We start from the raw sequence: 17,876 nt of genomic DNA, 5'->3' as shown, positions 1-17,876 counted from the left end.
AGAGGCTGTGCCCGCCTCCCGCTTCGAGCCCTATCTCAGACCGTCCTCGCCCTTCACTTCCGCAACCGTGAGCCCGCCGACGCGCGGCAGCGGACGGCCGCTGTCGGTAACGGCGACCGCGACCATGATCTCGTTGGCACGCGGCGCGTCGTTGATCTGCACTTCCATGCCGTCGAAATGGCTGCGCACGAACGCGGCGTCCTTGTGCCCCAGCGGGATGTCGAGCGTCGTGCCCGGCCCGCTGCGCTTTTTCGACGACGGGATCAATGCTGCGCCCTTGCTCAGCACCTTGCGAACCGGCGCGCCCATCTTGGGGTGAAGGATCGCGGCGGCATGTTCCAGCTCACCATTCTCGCCGACGGCGGCGGCCTTGCCATAGCTCTGCGCCTTCGCGCCATCGATGCCGAGCGCCGCCACGGCGCGCTTCGACAGCAGCTCGCCCAGCTCCTCGCCGATCGCGATCAGCGGCGAGAGATCCTCGACATACTGTCCGGCAAAAGGATTTTCGATGACTGCGATCGCCGCGGCACGCCGGGTCGGCGGCGAGACCTGGCGGCCCATCTCCATCTGCGTCTCTTCGACGACGGTGACGATCTTGCGGATGATCGCGCTCATGTTTCGCTTCCCCGTTCAGGCACAGACCGCGTTCTCCAGCACAAGCGGGCGCGTTCGTTGCTCTTCTATATCCTTAGGTCCGATGACAAGCATATCACCACAAAGCCGCACCACGGCACCCTCGATCAATCCGCGATCGAACAATTGGCGTGCACATTCCGCGCCAGATTCGAGCGCGACGGCGATCTCGTCCTGCGACAACTCGCCGACGTCGCGCGTCACAAGACGTTCGCCGAGATCGCTGTCGGGCTGCAGCTCGTTTGCAGGCGTCCGGATAATGGCGGGATGCCCGGGCAGATCGACAGCGTTGCCGATGATCGTGGCAGCCGCATCGGCCTGCGACGCCGTTGCCGCCAGCACCGTCACGGCATCGGCAATGCCGAGCGAAAAGCTGCGGCCGTGCCGGCCGCTTGTCGCGATGCCCCGCACGGGGTCATCCGCGTCAACCCTCATCGTCCGCATCACGCCGGCGCGATCGGGCCGGTCCATCAGGCCGACCGAAAAATGCTCGCCCTTGCCGAGATGAAGCGCGATATCGCCGCCATTGTTGACATAGGCCTGATCCAGCGTCGCAGCGCCCAGCATGGCGCCCAGGATCTCCTCGGCTACGCTGCCGGCAACGGCCGCCATCGGCGTGATGAAGCAATCAGCGGCGTAAGGCGCGACCGCAGTGTGCATACGGCGCGCGACCACGCCCGTCAGCGAAGTCCGATTCCCGGCGGCCGTGCGCAGCTCCGGCAATTCGGCGCAGAGCTCGTCGAGCAGTCCGGTGAAGCGGCGCACAGCCGCCTCATAGGCTGCACGCACATCGTCCGTGCGCCCCCTCGCCTCAACGACCAGATCAATCGGTCCATCCTGCAAATGCAGCCGCCGGCCATCAGACAGCCATGCGATTTGCGGGAGCCTTGTCATGCCCGAGGCCCCGGGATCGGGTTCTGCCAGGGCAGCTGGCGGACGTCGTCGCCGTTCTGGACCTCGGAGAGCGGCTTCACATAATCCATGTGCCCGCCGAGCGCGGCGTAGTCGGACAGCTTCATCGTGAACTCGATCGGCGCGACCAGCGCCGGCGTCGGCACGTAGCCGAACGCACCCGCCGGCATCTGCGTCACATCGACCATGTAGGTGATGCCGCCCCCCGGCCAGACATAGACCGGTGCGCCGCCGCTGGTGACGCGCGTCAGCGCGTCCTTCACCGAGCGCGTCAGCCGCACCGGATTGTCGGTGACACCGGCGCGCAGCGAGCCGCCGGCACCGGCCATGAACAGCACCGTGCACAGCGCCGGCTCGCAATTCTCCTGGATGCGCTCGACCGAGAATTTCAGATCATCCGGCATCTCGGTCTCGACCGGCTTCAGGGACTCGTCGAGCACGTAGTAAGACGAATGCTCGCCGGTCGTGGAGACCATCAGCATCGAGAGACCCGGTTTTGCCTCCTTGGCATCGAACGGCCCAAGGATGGCCAGCGGATCGGAGATGTTGGTGCCACCCCACCCCGTGCCGGGATCTGCGACCTGGAAATAGCGGCCGGGCGTCGAGCGGCGGCCCTTCATCTTGATGCCGGTGTCGGCGATGTCGAGCAGCTTGCCAGCCTGATGCTCCGAGAGCACGCCGGTGATGTGGTCGTCGACCACGACGACTTCGTCGACCTTGCCGTGCCATTGCTTGGCGAACATGCCGATCGTCGCCGAGCCGCAGCCGACGCGCATGCGCTCTTCTTTCATGCCGTTGACGATCGGCGGTTGGCCGGCCTGGACGACGACGCTCGCGCCGCCGTCGATGGTCAGCTCGACCGCCTTACAATTGGCCAGATCCATCAGCGTGTCACAGGTGATGCGGCCCTCCTTCTTGGAGCCGCCGGTGAGATGATGCACGCCGCCCAGCGACAGCATCTGCGAGCCGTATTCGCTCGTGGTGACATGGCCGACCGCCTCGCCCTGCGCGCGCACGGTCGCGGTCTCCGGCCCCAGATAGCGGTCGGTGTCGATCTTCACCTTGATGCCGCAATAGGAGAAGATGCCTTCGGTGACGACAGTCACCATGTCGACGCCGTCGACCTCCGCGGAGACGATGAACGGCGCCGGCTTGTAATCGGGATAGGTCGTGCCCGCACCGATCGCAGTCACAAAGGTCGAAGGTTCGTGGACGATCTTGCCGTCCCAGTCTTCGGTGCGGCTGAACGGGACCAGCTTGCCGCCATGCGAGACCGTGCGCTCCAGGATCACATGCGGATCGACGCGGACGAGCTTGCCGTCGTGGTTGGCGTAGCGATCGCAGGCGCCCGCCGCGCCCGGCTTGATGTAGCACATCACCGGACAAGCATCGCAGCGGATCTTGTCGATAGCAGCGCTCGTCGTTTCCATCACCATGTCAGAGCCAGCGAGACCGCGGTTATCATTCGTATACGAACGATGGTGCGCGCGCCCCGGATGGCTGTCAAGCGGCGGTGCAGCGCAAAAGATGCGGCTGCTGCATAAAACCTCATTTGCCTATCCGCTCTGTCCACAAAGAAGGCAGTCGCGCTGCAGTGCGGCATGCATGGCTTGCACGTTTGTGTACAAACGGTATCGTCGCGACGTAGATTTTCGCCATGACTTGGCCGAGCGCTTGGAAACGAGGATGACGCAGACACCGATCCGCCTCACCGTGAACGGGGGGATCCACGAGGTCGCTGCAGCGCCGGAGACGCCGCTGCTCTACGTGCTGCGCAACGATCTCGCGCTCAACGGCCCGAAATATGGATGCGGCCTCGGCGAATGCGGCACCTGCACTGTCCTGATCGACGGGACGGCGGCCCGCTCCTGCGTGATTCCCGTCGGTGGCTGCGCCGGCCGCGACATCGTGACGCTCGAAGGGCTCGGCACGCGCGACAAGTCTGACCTCGTGCAGCAGGCCTTCATCGACGAGCAGGCCGCGCAATGCGGCTATTGCCTCAACGGCATGATCATGACCACCAAGGCGCTGCTCGCGATCAACCCGCGGCCGACCGAGCAGGAAGCGCTGGCGGCGCTGCGCTACAATCTCTGCCGCTGCGGCACGCATGTCGAAATCCTGCGCGCCGTGATGCGCGCTTCAGGCCAGCTCACCGAGGCCGTTGATTGATGGCCTCCCCTGCCCCTGATGGAGCTGAGCGCCAATCCGGTTCGCTCGTCGTCGTCCGCACCGTGGATGAACTCACGTCCGAGACTTTCATCCGCATCACCGCGGATGGATCGGTCAGCGCGTATAACGGCCATGTCGATCTCGGCACCGGCATCCGCACCGCGCTCGGCCAGATCGTCGCCGAAGAGCTGGATGTGTCCTTTGCGCGCGTCGTCGTGGTGCTCGGCGACACTGCGGTGGTGCCGAACCAGGGCGCGACGATCGCGAGCGAGACCATCCAGATCACCGCCGTGCCCCTGCGCAAGGCCGCGGCGCAAGCACGTCACTTCCTGATCGCGCGCGCGGCCGAGCGGCTGGAGCTGCCGGCGGCAGGCCTCAGAATCGAAGACGGCCTGGTGCGCGGGCACGACAACCGCAGCGTCAGCTACGGCGAATTGATCGGCGACGAGACGATCCGCCTGGAGTTGGCCGACGACGTCACCGTCAAAGCGGTCGGCGATTATGCCATCGTCGGTCGGTCGACGCCGCGCGTCGACCTACCCGCCAAGGCCACGGGCGAATTGACCTTCGTGCACGATATCCGCGTCCCCGGCATGCTGCACGGCCGCGTGGTGCGACCGCCCTATGCCGGTGTCGATGCCGGGCCGTTCGTCGGCACCAGCCTGATCGCGGTCGATGAAGCGTCAGTACGCGACATTCCTGGCCTCGTGGCTGTGGTGCGCATCGGCGACTTCGTCGGAATCGTCGCCGAACGTGAGGAAAATGCGATCCGCGCGGCGGAGCAGCTCAAGGTGAGCTGGAAGCCGACGCCTACCCTCACCGATCTCGCCGACGTCGAGACCGCGCTGCGCGCCAATCCATCGACGCCGCGCACGCTGATCGACAAGGGCGACGTCGATGCGGCGATATCAGGCGCGGCCAAGCCGATGCAGCGCACTTACGTGTGGCCGTATCAGATGCACGCCTCGATCGGCCCATCCTGCGCCGTCGCGGATTTTCAGGACGGCAACATCCGGGTCTGGTCGGGCACGCAAAATCCGCACGTGCTGCGCAGCGACCTCGCATTGTTGGTCGAGCGCCCCGAGAGCGAGGTCGAGGTGATCCGGCTGGAGGCCGCCGGCTGCTACGGACGCAATTGCGCTGACGATGTCACCGCGGATGCACTACTGCTGTCGCGCGCCGTCGGCCGGCCCGTCCGCGTGCAGCTGACACGCGAGCAGGAGCACGCCTGGGAGCCCAAGGGCACCGCGCAGCTCATCGACGTCAATGGCGGTCTGGATGCGGACGGCGGTATCGCGGCGTATGATCTCGCCACGCGTTATCCCTCGAACGCTGCGCCGACGCTGGCGCTGCTGCTCACCGGTCGCATTCCATCCGAGCCCGCCGTGCTGCAGATGGGCGACCGCACGGCGATCCCGCCCTACGATTACGACCACATGCGCGTCGTCGCCCATGACATGCCGCCGATCGTGCGCGCCTCCTGGTTCCGCGGCGTCTCCGCGCTGCCGAACACGTTTGCGCACGAATCCTACATCGACGAAGCCGCGACCGAGGCCGGCGTCGATCCGATCGAATACCGCCTGCGCTACCTCAAGGACCAGCGCGCCGTCGATCTCGTCAATGCCGTGGCCGAACGCGCGGGCTGGGCGCCGCGACCGGTGCGCGAAGAGAAGGACGGCGAGATCGTGCACGGCCGCGGCTTTGCCTATGCGCTCTACGTCCACAGCAAGTTTCCCGGCTACGGCGCGGCGTGGTCGGCGTGGATCGCCGACGTCGCGGTGAACAAATCGACCGGCGATGTCAGCGTGACGCGCGTGGTTGCGGGACAGGATTCCGGATTGATGATCAATCCGGACGGCGTCCGCCACCAGATCCACGGCAACGTCATCCAGTCCACCAGCCGCGCGCTGATGGAGGAAGTCTCGTTCGAGCGCGGCGCGGTCGCGGCACGGGAATGGGGCGCCTATCCCATCATCCCGTTCCCCGACGTGCCCAAGATCGACGTGCTGATGCTGCCGCGACAGGATCACCCGCCGCTCGGCGTCGGCGAATCCGCCTCGGTCCCGAGCGCGGCGGCGATAGCGAACGCGATCTTCGATGCCACCGGTGTGCGCTTTCGCGAGCCGCCCTTTACGCCCGAACGCATCCTGAGGGGATTGCACGGTGAAACATCGCCCATGCCGCGGGCCTTGCCCGCGCCCGCCGCGCCGCCGCCGTCGCGCATCTGGGAGAATCCGTTCGCCAAACGCGCCGGCATCTACGCGACGATTGCGGCGGTCTGCACTGCCGCAATCGGCATCGGCGCGGGGCTGCTGCCGGGGCGCGCGATTGCGCCGATCGCCCGGCCCGACGCATCGGTCTATTCCGCCGCGACGATCGCACGGGGAGAGCAGCTTGCTGCGCTCGGCAATTGCGCGGAGTGCCACACCAATATCGGCGGCGTACTCAATGCCGGCGGCCGCGCATTGGAGACGCCATTCGGCACGATCTATTCAACCAACATCACGCCCGATGTCGAGACCGGCATCGGCGCCTGGTCCTATCCCGCCTTCGAGCGCGCGATGCGCGATGGCTTGCATCGCGACGGCCGGCAGCTCTATCCCGCCTTCCCCTACACGCATTTTACCAGGACCAGCGAAGCCGACCTTCAGGCGCTCTATGCCTATCTGATGGCGCAGCCTGCAGTGCGCGCGACGGCGCCGGCGAACACGCTCGCCTTCCCGTTCAACCTGCGCCCGCTGCTCGCGGGTTGGAATGCGCTCTTCCACCAGGCAAAGGAATTCAAGCCCGACCCCACCAAGTCCGAGGCCTGGAATCGCGGCGCCTATCTCGTCGAGGGCCTCGGCCATTGCAGCGGCTGCCACTCGCCGCGCAATGCGCTCGGCGCCGAGCAGCGCAATGCCTATCTCGCCGGTGGCTTCGCCGAAGGCTGGGAGGCGCCGCCGCTGACCTCGCTCTCTCACGCCCCGATCGCGTGGAGCGAGGATGAGCTGTTCGCCTATTTGCGCACCGGCCATTCACGCTATCACGGCGTCGCCGCCGGCCCGATGGCACCCGTTGTCAGGGATCTCAAGGCCCTGCCCGACCAGGACATCCGCGCGATGGCGGTCTATCTCAATTCGTTCAACGATGCCGCGGTCGATGCGCCTGCGCTCGCGGTAAAACTCGAGGGCGCAACGCAAGTCACCGTCGCCTCGTCCACCGGCGCGCGGCTCTATCAGGGAGCCTGCGCCGTCTGCCACGAGGTCGGCGGCCTGCCGTTGTTCGGCAGCCGGCCCTCGCTCGCGCTCAACAGCAATCTGCACAGCGCCACATCGGACAATCTCGTGCAGGTGATCCTCCACGGCATCGCCGAGCCCGTGTCGAGCGATCTGGGCTACATGCCGGCGTTCCGGAACAGCATGAGCGACGCACAGGTGGAGGAGCTCGTCAACTTCCTGCGCCAGCAATTCGCGCCGGGCAAGCCGGCATGGTCAGGCGTCCGCGAGACGATCGCGCGGGTGCGCAATTCAATCCACTAACCGTGCTTCTTCGCCTCCACCGGCGGCGTGCCGTGGGTGTGGAAGGACTCGATCGTCTTCAGCCCCCACGCCTGGCCCTTCTTGCGCTCCTCCTCGGTCCACACGATCGGCTTCCAGTCCGGCGCGAGGATCAGGCGTGCGCCGGCATTGGCGACTTCGACGCGGTTGCCGCCGGGCTCGTAGACGTAGAGGAAGAAGGTCTGCTGGATCGCGTGCTTGTGCGGGCCGGTCTCGATGTGGATGCCGTTCTCCAGGAAGACGTCGGCAGCGCGCAGAATCTCCTCGCGGCTGTCGAGCGCGTAGGTGACGTGGTGGAAGCGGCCCGGCACGCCTGAATGGTCGAGCGAATAGGCGAAGTCGTAGCTCTTGTTCGACATCGTCAACCACATCGCAGCTTCCCGGCCGTCATTGAGCACGATCTGCTCGGTGAGGCGGCAGCCGAGGTAATTCTCGAAGAACTCGCGGTTGGCCTTGATGTCGACGGCGAGGCAGTTGAGATGATCGAGCCGGCGGACATTGACGCCGCGCGCGGGAAAGCGCTGCGCCTGGTTCTTCAGCGCCGGCTTCAGCTCGGGCGGCGCCTGATACCACTCGGTCTCGTAATAGAGCTCGACGATGTGACCGTCGGGATCGCGGCAGCGGAAGGTCGGCCCCTGCCCCATGTCGCCGTCGATCCAGCCGATGTCGAAACCGGAACCCTTGAGCGCGGCGACGCGGCGCTCCAGCGCCTGCTGGCTGCGCGCGCGCAGTGCCATGTGTTCCATGCCCGAAGTCTTCGATGCCGTCAGCTTGAGCGAATAGCGTTCGTAATCGTCCCAGCCGCGCAAGTAGACCGACTCACCCTTCTGGCCGCTGACAGTCATGCCCATGACGTCGACGAAGAATTTCAGGCTCTCATCGGGCTTGGGCGTCAGCAGCTCCATATGGCCGAGATGAGCGAGATCGAGGATCGGTTCGGGTTGCATGCTTTCCTCCGGGGCACAGCTGGCGATCCGTCGACCGGATCGCATCATCGGGAGCAAGGCGCAACGCGCTCAGCCCCCGGGAGACGGTCACGAGGCCCCTGGCCTATTTGTACTAATGTACAAATGATTAGGTCCCGTCAACAAATCAAACACCCTGGATCGAAGGAGAACGTTCCCCCGAAGGGTGGACTGACTGGCCGGATGGTAAAATGTTCCTTAATTGCCATTCGGCTCCAACGGCCTGAAATAGCGCTGATTTCCCGCCGTTTCCGCCCGCAAGTATGCAATCGGAACAAACCTCCCGGCCGAATTGTCGTGGATTTAACGAAGTGCCCGCGCCTGGCGCTTAACCGTTTGTGCAGCCACGGCCGCGCATAGTCCGGGCAAATCCCTCGCTCTCGCCAGGTTCATTCATCGTGACATCCTTTGGACGCGTGATTTCGGTTCGCGGATCGCTGGCCCGGGTCGGGCTGCTGGCAGAAAGCCAGATGCCGATCTCGGAAGTTCGGGCGACCGTCGGCCGCTTCGTCAGTATTCGCAGCGCCAGCTCGGTCATCGTCGCGATGATCACCGAGGTGTCCTGCGAGAACCTGTCGAGCAGCGACAGTTATATCGCGGTTGCCTCGGTCGACCTGCTCGGCGAGATCCTCAACGCCAGCGACAAGCCGAAATTCCAGCGCGGCGTCACTAACTATCCGACCATCGGCGATTCCGTCGATCTGATTACCAGCCAGGAGCTGCGCACGATCTACGCGCCGACCGGCTCGGACCAGATCAATGTCGGCTTCCTCCAGCAGGATCGCTCGGTCGTCGCCTATGTCGATGTCGAGGAAATGCTGTCCAAGCATTTTGCAGTGCTGGGATCGACCGGCGTCGGCAAATCCACCGGCGTGTCGCTGCTGCTCAACGAGATCCTGAAGGCGCGCCCGAACCTGCGCATCTTCCTGCTGGACGTGCACAACGAATACGGTCGCTGCTTCGGCGACCGGGCGCTGGTGCTCAACCCGCGAAACCTGAAGCTGCCGTTCTGGCTGTTCAATTTCGAGGAAATCGTCGACGTGCTGTTCGGCGGCCGCGCCGGCGTGCCCGAGGAGCTCGACATCCTGGCCGAGGTGATCCCGCTCGCCAAGGGCGTCTACACCCAATATCAGAACGCCGACCGCATCGGCCTCAAGCGCATCGATCCCAAGCAGATCGGCTACACCGTCGACACCCCGGTGCCGTACCGCCTGGTCGACCTGATGTCGCTGATCGACGAGCGCATGGGCAAGCTCGAGAACCGCTCCTCGCGCATCATCTATCACAAGCTGATCTCGCGCATCGAAGCGGTGCGCAACGACCCCCGCTACGCCTTCATGTTCGACAACGCCAATGTCGGCGGCGACACCATGGCCGAGGTCATCAGCCATCTGTTCCGCCTGCCGGCGAATGGCAAGCCGATGACGGTGATGCAGCTCGCGGGCTTCCCCGCCGAGGTCATCGATTCCGTCGTCTCGGTGCTGTGCCGCATGGCCTTCGATTTCGGCCTGTGGAGCGACGGCGTCTCGCCACTGCTGTTCGTCTGCGAGGAAGCGCATCGCTACGCCTCCGCCGACCGCAATATCGGCTTCGGCCCGACCCGCAAGGCGGTGTCGCGCATCGCCAAGGAAGGCCGCAAATACGGCGTCTATCTCGGCCTTATCACCCAGCGTCCGGCCGAGCTCGACGCCACCATCATCTCCCAGTGCAATACGCTGTTCACGATGCGTCTTGCCAACGAGCGCGACCAGGCGCTGCTGCGCGCCGCTGTGTCGGACGCCGCCGCGAACCTGCTCTCCTTCGTGCCCTCGCTCGGCACGCGTGAAGTGCTGGCCTTCGGCGAAGGCGTCGCACTACCGACCCGGTTGCGCTTCAAGGAGGTGCCACCGCACCAATTGCCGCGCGGCGAGGCTACCATCAGCAGCGTGCCTTCGGTCACCTCCGGCCACGACATGCATTTCGTCAGCGCCGTACTCGAACGCTGGCGCGGCGCCACCTCGCAGCGCGACGTGCCGAATGACCCTGTGTTCTCGGCTCCGCCCGCCAAGACGCTCTCCAATGTCGAGGCCCCGATGCTGCAGCCCTCGATGGGGCTCGATCCGGACCGCTTCTCGCTGCTGAAGAAGCCGCTGCGGTAAGGACTCTCCTGTCCCGGGCGCGCTGCAGCGTGAAACGCTGCTGCGCACAGCCGGGACCCACGCCGCGCACACCCTCCTCTCCGACATTCTGGGCCCCGGCTCAGCAGCGCACTGCAACGGACGATGCTTCGCATCGCCGGGAGCGCCGCGCTGCGTCCGGGGCACGAGACGTAGCGACTCCTCTGGAGCCTCTCGCCCGCATCGACTATGTTTTGCCGGTACGAAGCCGGCGTTCTACACATGACGAACCCTCGCTCGAACGCATGGGACGCGTGCCGAAGAAGTGACTAGATGACCGAAATGGACTGGCCCGAAATCCTGCTGCGCCTCGGCACCGCGACGCTCGCCGGTAGCGCGATCGGCTTGAACCGCGACCTGCACGGCAAGCCGATCGGGCTGAAGACGCTCGGCATCGTCGGGCTCTCCACCGCGGCCGTCGTGCTGCTCGCGGTCCAGTTCGCCGAGCCCGGCAAGATCACCGATGCGACGAGCCGTGTGATCCAGGGCATCCTGACCGGCATCGGCTTCCTCGGAGCCGGCGTCATCGTCCACGAGAGCGACCGTTTTCGCGTGCGCGGCCTGACCAGCGCGGCCTGCACCTTCCTCGCCGCCTGTCTCGGCATTGCGTGCGGCGCCGGGCAATGGAAGATCGTCATGGTCGCGCTGGCGTTCACTTTCGTTCTGCTCACGATCGGCCGCCGCGTCGAACGCTGGCTGCATCGGATGCTTGGCGGCAAGGATGAGAGACATGACATCGGCCACGATATCGAAGCGCGCCATCCGTCAGAGGCCGATCGTCGTCCATAATTCTCAGCGCGGCTCACCTGCGCGGCGCCAGCAGACAATCGCCAGAACGACCGGCAGCGACAACGCCAGCCACGAAAGCGCGTCCCAGACATCGTCTCCGACCAGCGCAAGGCCGAGCCCTGCGCCGCAGACGATGCCGACGAGGAGAGGCCAGCGGAAGACGTCCCACACGCTTCTGTGAACCCGAGGCTGGTTCGAGACGGGAGTGACCATGGGCTATGTGCCGACTGCCGCGGTGCGGCCCGCGTCGAGCGACTTGCGGCGGGCCGGTGACTTTCGCCGCGCCGCCCAGAGATAGATCCCGCTGACGAGAATGATGATCGTGATGATGTCCAGCAGCGCCCAGATGATCTTCAGCGGAAGCCCACCATAGTCGCCGAAATGCAGCGGGCGGGAGACCTGAAGCGTCTTCAAATACCAGGGCACCTCGGGGGCCACGATGGTCTTGCCGTCATTGGCGTCGACGAGCATCGGCTGGAGCATGCGCGCCGTGAAGGGCGTCGCGCCCTTGGTCCAGACGACCAGATGCTGCGGGCTGCCGAAGCGTGCCGATGTCGGCATCGTCACCGAGGTGACCAGACGATCCGGAAATCTTGCGCGGACGAGCTCGACGGCAGTCTGAACCGACGGGATCGGAGCCACGGGCTTGCCGAGATGAGGCGCCAGCAAGACCGGGATCAACTGCGCGCGCCACAGGTCGAACAGCGGCGTCGCCAGCGTGTTGATCATGCCGGTGAGACCCACAACCATCGCCCAGGTCACGGTGACGATGCCGAAGAGATTATGGGTATCGAGCCATTTGGCGCGCGGAGACGATCGCCGGCGGATCGTGCCGAAATCGAGCCGCCGCATGAACGGCCAATAGACGACCACACCGGACATGATCGACGCGGCGAACACGAGACCCATCGCGCCGAGAAACAATTCGCCGGGCAGGCCTGCGAACATGTCCTTGTGAATCCGCAACACGAAATCCATGACGCTCTGATGTGGAGCCTCCTCCCCGAGCATTTCGGCCGTCCGCGCATCGAACGTTAGACGATGGAAGTTACCCGGCGCCGGGACAGCGGTCGGAGACACCGCGACCGTCACCAGCGGATCCGTCTGCTTGAGATTGAGAAGCAGGACGTAGTGCCCCGGAAAGCGCGCTTGAGCCGCAGCGATCATCCGGTCGAGCGAGAGACGCGGCGTTCCCTCCGGCATGGCGGGCGCCGCGATCTCATCCTCGAGCAGATCGTCGATCTCGTCGTGGAAGACCAGCGGAAGCCCGGTCACGCACAGCATCAGCAGGAACAGCATGCACACCAGCGACGTCCAGGTGTGAATGCGCGACCATAGCCGGATCGTGCGTGCCTGAACCATGATCTCTACCAGCGATAGCTGACGGTGCCCGTGATGGTGCGCGGGCTGGTATATTGGCAGCCGCCGTTCGCCGTGCAGGCAAGCGTGACGCGATCGGCGATGTTCTTCACGTTGAGCGCCAGGTTGACGCCCTTCGGCTGGCGATAATGCAGGCCGGCATCGAACACGACGTAGCCCTCGTTGACGATGGTGTTGGTGATATCGGCGAAGGTCGGCCCGTTGTAGCGGACGCCGCCGCCAAGACCCCAGCCGTCCCATGTGCCGCCCTGAACAGTGTAGTCGAGATAGGCCGACGCCAGCTGGCGGGCGACCAGCGTCGGCACCTTGCCGAGGTCGGTGCCAGTGCTCTGCGTCACCTTCACATCCTGGTTGGTGTAGGTCGCCACCAGGTTCAGCCCGGGAATGATCTGCGCCAGCGTCTCGAACTCGAAGCCGCGCGAATTCACCTCGCCGAGCTGGACCGAGAAGCCGAGATGCGATGGATCGCTCGTGAGCGAGTTTTGACGCGTCAAGTCATACAGCGCCACCGTCATCAACAAGGTCCGCGACGGTTGGTACTTGACGCCGACCTCATGCTGCTGCGCCCTCGTCGGCTTGAACGGGCTGCCCGCAAAGTCCGTGCCCGGCGTCGGCAGAAACGATTCCGAATAGCTGTAGTAAGGCGCCACTCCGGAATCGAACACGTAGGAGACGGCTCCTCGCTTGGTGAAGGCCGTGTCCTTGGTATCGGTGGTCTTGTTGGTCGCCAAGACGTAGGTGTTCTGTTCCGAGGCGTCGTAACGTCCGCCCAACGTGAAGATCCAGTTCTGGATCTTCATCTGGTCCTGCGCATAGACGCCAACTTGGTCGATCGTCTGGTTCGCTGAGGGGGCAGTGAGCGCAGTCGGAACCGCAATGGCCTGGTCATAGACGGGATTGATCTTGCTCAGCGGCGGTGCAACTCCGAAATAGGTCCGGTCCGTCATGTTGAACGTCAGATAGTCGACGCCGGAGACCACCGTATGTTGGAGCGGCCCGGTGCTGAACTTGCTGATCAGGTGGTTGTCGGTCGACAGTGTGTCGATCTGCTCCTGGATACGCATCGAACGTCGCGGAAAAACCGCGGTCGTATCGAGCGGAGTTCCGATGAACGTCAGATACCGATAGTCGAGTTCGGTGTGACCATAACGAGCCTTGGATTCGAAGATCAGGTTGTTGCTGAAGCGGTGCTCGAGCTGGTAGCCGACGCGCTCCTGCTCCTGGTCGAATTTGTTGAAGCTGGGGTCGCCGAGAAACACCGGCAACGCCGTGATGCCGGTGACCTTCCCGCCCGTCACATGGACCATCGACAGCGGAAAGGCATTTCCAGTCACATCGTGCGTGTAGTCGGCGAGAATGGTCAGCGTCGTATCGTTGGTCGGCTTCCAGGTCACGGCCGGAGCGATATAGGTCCGGTTGTCCTTCACGAAATTCGAGAAGTTCGCGATCTGCGCATCGGAATCCCTGAACACGCCGGTCAGCCGATAGAGCAGCGTGCCGTCCTTGGTCGCGGGACCGCCGAAATCGAAAGCGCCCTGGAAGCGGTCGTAATTGCCGAACTGGCCGACGATCTCGCCGAAGGCCCGTTCGGGCGGCCGCTTGCTGATGACGTCAACGAGGCCGCCCGGCGCGCCCTGCCCATACATGACCGAGCTCGGTCCCTTGATGACGTCGATGCGTTCGAAGCCGTAGGGCTCGTTGCGGAACAGCGACAAGAAGTTGGGATCGCCGACCTCACGAAGCCCGTCGCGATAGGCACCGTAGCCATTGTTGTCGAAGCCGCGGATGAAGACGTTGTCGAAGCGCGGGTCTTTGCCGCCCGGCTGGATGGCGAGACCTGCGACATACTGCAATCCTTCCACAAGCGTCGTGGCCGAGCGCGCATCGAGCTGATCGCGGCTGACCACCGAAACGGATTGAGGTGTCTCAAGAATAGGTGTGTCGGACTTCATTGCAGCCGAGCTGACGACGGGCACAAACCCCTTCACCGGATCCGTACCGCGTTCCACCGCAGCGGAGGCCGGCTGAGAACCGGCCTCGGCAGCCTGTCCTGCCACGTGTGATCGCGCACGTCGGACACTCGCAGATCGCGAGCTGCGCGATGTCGTGACCTGACGCTTGTTCGCGCGGCCTTGCTCGACCACGACGGGCGGAAGATCCGATGCTCCACTCACGCCCTGGGCTTGCGCGTTGCCGCCAAAGGCGATGGCCGGAGGAAGCACGAAAAGACCGCACAACGTCGACACGCATCCGCGCTTCGTTGCGCGTGCGTGAAACACAAATTCCAGCATTCCCAGTCCCCGAATTTACGGGGACGACCATGCAAAGACTCCGAACGCACAATCAAAGTCTTTCGGACATTCAGGTCGTAGAATCTATGTAGACTAGACCTGTTCTAATGAAACGACGTCAGCATCTCGCAGGCGTCTTCCGTTGGCTGCACGAATTCCCGACGCTGAACGAATTCCGCCGCGCGCCGCGATGAGCGATCGACCTGCCGCGTCACGATCTAGAATCGCAAGCGTCGTGCCCATATGGGTTTCAGCAGTTCGAGCACCGTGAGCACCAGCAATCCCGCGCCGAGCGTGACCATGAGATCGTCGAGGTGCAGGGGACCGAAACGAAACAGGCTGGACGCTGGCGGCCAGAACAAAGCCGTGGCGAGAACGAGCGCGATCGACAGGAATATCCAGAGCAATGCCGGGTTCGGACGGAAGAAGGCTGACAAGAACGACGCGCTGAAGGACCGGTTGACCAGCACCAGCGCGACGATGCAGACGACCAGCGCGATGAAAGCCAGCGTGCGCGCCTCGTCGGGTGGAATACCGGTACGAAGCGCAACGACGAAGATCATGGCGATCAAGGCAAATGCCATGACGCCTTGAAGGATGCTCCAGCCGACCAAGGCCCACGAGAACAATTCCGCATCGGCACGCCGTGGCGGGCGCGTCATGACATCGCGCTCCTCCCGCTCGGCTTCGAACACGAGCGAGCAGACCGGATCGATGATCAGCTCCAGAAACGCAATGTGAACGGGTCCGAGAATCAGAGGCAGCCCGAAAACCAGCGGAAGCAGGGCGAGCCCCGCGATCGGAACGTGGACGGCGAAAATGAAGGCCATCGCCTTGCGGAGATTGTCGTAGATCCGGCGCCCCAGCCGGATCGATGCGACGATGGAGCCGAAATCGTCGTCGAGCAGGACGATCGAGGATGCCTCGCGGGCGACATCGGTGCCGCGGCCGCCCATCGCGATCCCGATATGGGCCGCCTTCAGGGACGGCGCGTCGTTGACGCCGTCGCCGGTCATCGCGACGATCTCGCCGTTGCGCTTCATCGCCTGAACGATCCGCAGCTTCTGCTCCGGCAGGACCCGCGCGAACACGTTCACGTTCCTGACGAGGGCCTCCAGCCCGCTCTCGTCCGCGAGCCTGATCTGCTCGCCGGTCGTGACCTCATTGACGTCGAGCCCGGCTTGCCCGGCGATCGCCATGGCGGTCGCCGGATAGTCGCCCGTGATCATGACGACGCGGATGCCGGCCGAACGACATTCGGCCACCGCCTCGGGGACGTGCGGACGCAGCGGATCGGCCAACCCGACCAGACCGAGGAAGCGAAACGAAAAACCTTCCTGCGAGCTCGGCAGGATCTCAGCCTCGCAGGTCGCGGCGGCCACGCCCAGCACGCGAAGACCGTCCTTCGCCATCGCCGCGACCGCATCCCGCAGCGCGTCCTGGTCCGCACCGTCCAATTTACAGAGGCGCGCAATCGCTTCGGGAGCACCTTTGGCCGAGGCGAACAATCCCTGGGACGATTGCCAAACCTCGGTCATCGCCAGCAGCTCGGGACGCAGGCCGTAGGTGCGGATCAAGGTTCGAGCACCCGGGAATTCATCACCCTCCGGCAGGCTCGCCTGCGCGAACGCGTGCAGGGCCTTCTCCATTGGATCGAATGGTTGGGGCGAGCTCGCCAGAGCACTGCAACGCGCCAGCTCGAAAAACTCCGCTCCGACGGACGCCGGCTGCGAAGACACGAGGCGCACGCTCGTCCCGTCGCGTAGCCTCAGCTCCGCAACCGACATCCGGTTCTGCGTCAGCGTGCCGGTCTTGTCGGTGCACAGCACTGTAGCGGAGCCGAGCACCTCGATCGCGGCCGCGCGCCGCGTCAGCACCCGCGCCTTCGAGATCCGCCAGGCGCCCATGGCCATGAACACCGTGAGGACGACGGCGAACTCCTCAGGCAGCATGGACATGCCGATCGCGATGCCTCCGAGCATCGCCTGCAGCCAATCCCCGCGCAGCGTTCCGTAAAGCAGGACGGCCGCCAGGCTGATCATCGCGCCGCCGAGAAAGCAAAGCCGGACGAGCCGTGCGGTCTGCTGCTGCAGCCGCGGCGGCTCCGGCTGCAAGCCATGCAGCGACAGTCCGATCTTCCCGATCTCGCTGCGAGGGCCGGTGGCCTTGACCTCGGCGAGGCCCTCGCCTCGCACGACCAGCGAGCCCGAATACACGAAAGGCAAATCATCGCCGCCCGGGCGATGCTCAGCCAAGCCGGCCTTTTCAGTCAAGGAAGCTTTGGCGACCGGCGCGTTGAGGGCCTGCTTGCGAACCGGGAACGATTCTCCGGTCAGCAGGGACTCATCGACCGCCAGATCACGCGCGCTGACGAGCACCGCATCCGCCGGAATCCGATCGCCCTCGGCCAGGACGAGGAGATCGCCGCGGACGACGTCCCGGCCGGCGATGCGCCGGCGCTCCCCGTCCCTGACCACGAGCGCTCGCGGACTGGTCAACTCTCGCAACGCCTCCAGCACGCGCTCGGTGCGGGTTTCCTGCACGATCGTGATCACGACGGAGATGGCGCCGAATGCCAGCAGAAGCAGCGCCTCGCGGAGGTCACCTAGCAGCAGGTAGACCAGCCCGCCGCACAGAAGGAGGGCGAGCATCGGCTCGCGCAGCACCTCGAGCACGATGCGCAGCGGCGTGCGCCGTTCGGGCCGAGGCAGTTCGTTGTAACCTTCCTGCTGCAGCCGCAGCCCGGCCTCGGTTTCGCTGAGCCCGGGCGAACCGCCGCTTTCTGTCTTGCTCACGTCTTCCGCCGCATGCTCCAGAGACTTCCAGCCCCCACGACGGCTGTCACCAGCAGGACGGCGACGAAGGTCTGGATGATGGTGAAGTTCAGGGCATCTCGCGCGACGAACAGCGCGGTGACCGCGCCGGCGACGATAAAGACGATGCGAAAGATGATGCTCACGGCCGTGCCTCCAGTCTTGCATGACTTGGAGCCCGGGCCCGCGACGTCGGGGCACAACGCTGCTTCTGCAACCATGCAGGCAG

Annotated in this window: 13 protein-coding genes; 4 read left to right on the top strand and 9 right to left on the bottom strand. The window is 64.8% G+C overall.

All coding sequences use genetic code 11. The features are described from left to right. Positions 1 to 30: 30 nt before the first annotated feature. The 3 genes from GGD66_RS00445 to GGD66_RS00435 are packed head-to-tail and all read right to left on the bottom strand — an operon-like array spanning position 31 to position 2,981. Entirely contained in the window at positions 31 to 615 is a 585-nt protein-coding gene (locus GGD66_RS00445) for an amino acid synthesis family protein (protein WP_018320970.1), read from the bottom strand. A 15-nt stretch (positions 616 to 630) separates the two neighbouring features. Continuing rightward, positions 631 to 1,527, bottom strand: a complete 897-nt coding sequence (locus GGD66_RS00440) for a UPF0280 family protein (protein WP_183256591.1) — start codon at positions 1,525 to 1,527, stop codon at positions 631 to 633. After that, positions 1,524 to 2,981, bottom strand: coding sequence for a 6-hydroxynicotinate reductase (locus tag GGD66_RS00435; RefSeq protein ID WP_183256590.1), 1,458 nt, complete (start codon positions 2,979 to 2,981; stop codon positions 1,524 to 1,526). Before GGD66_RS00435 ends, GGD66_RS00440 begins: the two co-directional genes overlap by 4 nt. A 250-nt stretch (positions 2,982 to 3,231) precedes the next feature. Between GGD66_RS00435 and GGD66_RS00430 the strand changes: the two genes are divergently transcribed. Continuing rightward, a complete protein-coding gene (locus GGD66_RS00430; RefSeq protein WP_183256589.1) occupies positions 3,232 to 3,714 on the top strand; it encodes a (2Fe-2S)-binding protein in 483 nt (160 codons plus the stop codon). Then, on the top strand, positions 3,714 to 7,235 hold the full coding sequence (locus GGD66_RS00425; RefSeq protein WP_183256588.1) for a molybdopterin cofactor-binding domain-containing protein: 3,522 nt from the start codon (positions 3,714 to 3,716) through the stop codon (positions 7,233 to 7,235). Before GGD66_RS00430 ends, GGD66_RS00425 begins: the two co-directional genes overlap by 1 nt. Here the strand turns inward: GGD66_RS00425 and GGD66_RS00420 are convergent. Further along, positions 7,232 to 8,200: a catechol 2,3-dioxygenase gene (locus tag GGD66_RS00420; RefSeq protein ID WP_183256587.1), complete on the bottom strand. Its 969-nt coding sequence runs from the start codon at positions 8,198 to 8,200 to the stop codon at positions 7,232 to 7,234. The two genes, GGD66_RS00425 and GGD66_RS00420, sit on opposite strands and share 4 nt — an antisense overlap. A gap of 416 nt (positions 8,201 to 8,616) precedes the next feature. Here GGD66_RS00420 and GGD66_RS00415 point away from each other — a divergent pair, with 416 nt between their 5' ends. Continuing rightward, entirely contained in the window at positions 8,617 to 10,356 is a 1,740-nt protein-coding gene (locus GGD66_RS00415) for an ATP-binding protein (RefSeq protein WP_026202466.1), read from the top strand. A 291-nt stretch (positions 10,357 to 10,647) separates the two neighbouring features. Next, the gene (locus GGD66_RS00410) at positions 10,648 to 11,163 is read left to right on the top strand and encodes an MgtC/SapB family protein (protein ID WP_183235888.1); all 516 of its coding nucleotides are present in this window, start codon (positions 10,648 to 10,650) and stop codon (positions 11,161 to 11,163) included. 3 nt (positions 11,164 to 11,166) lie between these two features. Here the strand turns inward: GGD66_RS00410 and GGD66_RS00405 are convergent, their stop codons facing one another. The 5 genes from GGD66_RS00405 to GGD66_RS00385 form a co-directional block, all read right to left on the bottom strand. Beyond that, entirely contained in the window at positions 11,167 to 11,376 is a 210-nt protein-coding gene (locus tag GGD66_RS00405; RefSeq protein ID WP_183235889.1) for a hypothetical protein, read from the bottom strand. A gap of 3 nt (positions 11,377 to 11,379) precedes the next feature. After that, positions 11,380 to 12,525, bottom strand: coding sequence for a PepSY domain-containing protein (locus GGD66_RS00400; RefSeq protein WP_183256586.1), 1,146 nt, complete (start codon positions 12,523 to 12,525; stop codon positions 11,380 to 11,382). A 5-nt stretch (positions 12,526 to 12,530) separates the two neighbouring features. Next, the gene (locus GGD66_RS00395; RefSeq protein ID WP_312014028.1) at positions 12,531 to 14,600 is read right to left on the bottom strand and encodes a TonB-dependent siderophore receptor; all 2,070 of its coding nucleotides are present in this window, start codon (positions 14,598 to 14,600) and stop codon (positions 12,531 to 12,533) included. A gap of 452 nt (positions 14,601 to 15,052) precedes the next feature. Then, positions 15,053 to 17,629, bottom strand: a complete 2,577-nt coding sequence (locus tag GGD66_RS00390; protein ID WP_183256585.1) for an HAD-IC family P-type ATPase — start codon at positions 17,627 to 17,629, stop codon at positions 15,053 to 15,055. Next, positions 17,626 to 17,793: a hypothetical protein gene (locus GGD66_RS00385; protein ID WP_177236920.1), complete on the bottom strand. Its 168-nt coding sequence runs from the start codon at positions 17,791 to 17,793 to the stop codon at positions 17,626 to 17,628. The genes GGD66_RS00390 and GGD66_RS00385 overlap by 4 nt, the downstream gene beginning before the upstream one ends. Between the last annotated feature and the right edge of the window lie 83 nt (positions 17,794 to 17,876).

Origin of the sequence: Bradyrhizobium sp. CIR48, assembly GCF_014198315.1 — a bacterium.
GTDB lineage: Bacteria > Pseudomonadota > Alphaproteobacteria > Rhizobiales > Xanthobacteraceae > Bradyrhizobium.
Note: the sequence above shows the minus strand (reverse complement) of the source record. Positions and strands in the feature narration are given on the sequence as shown.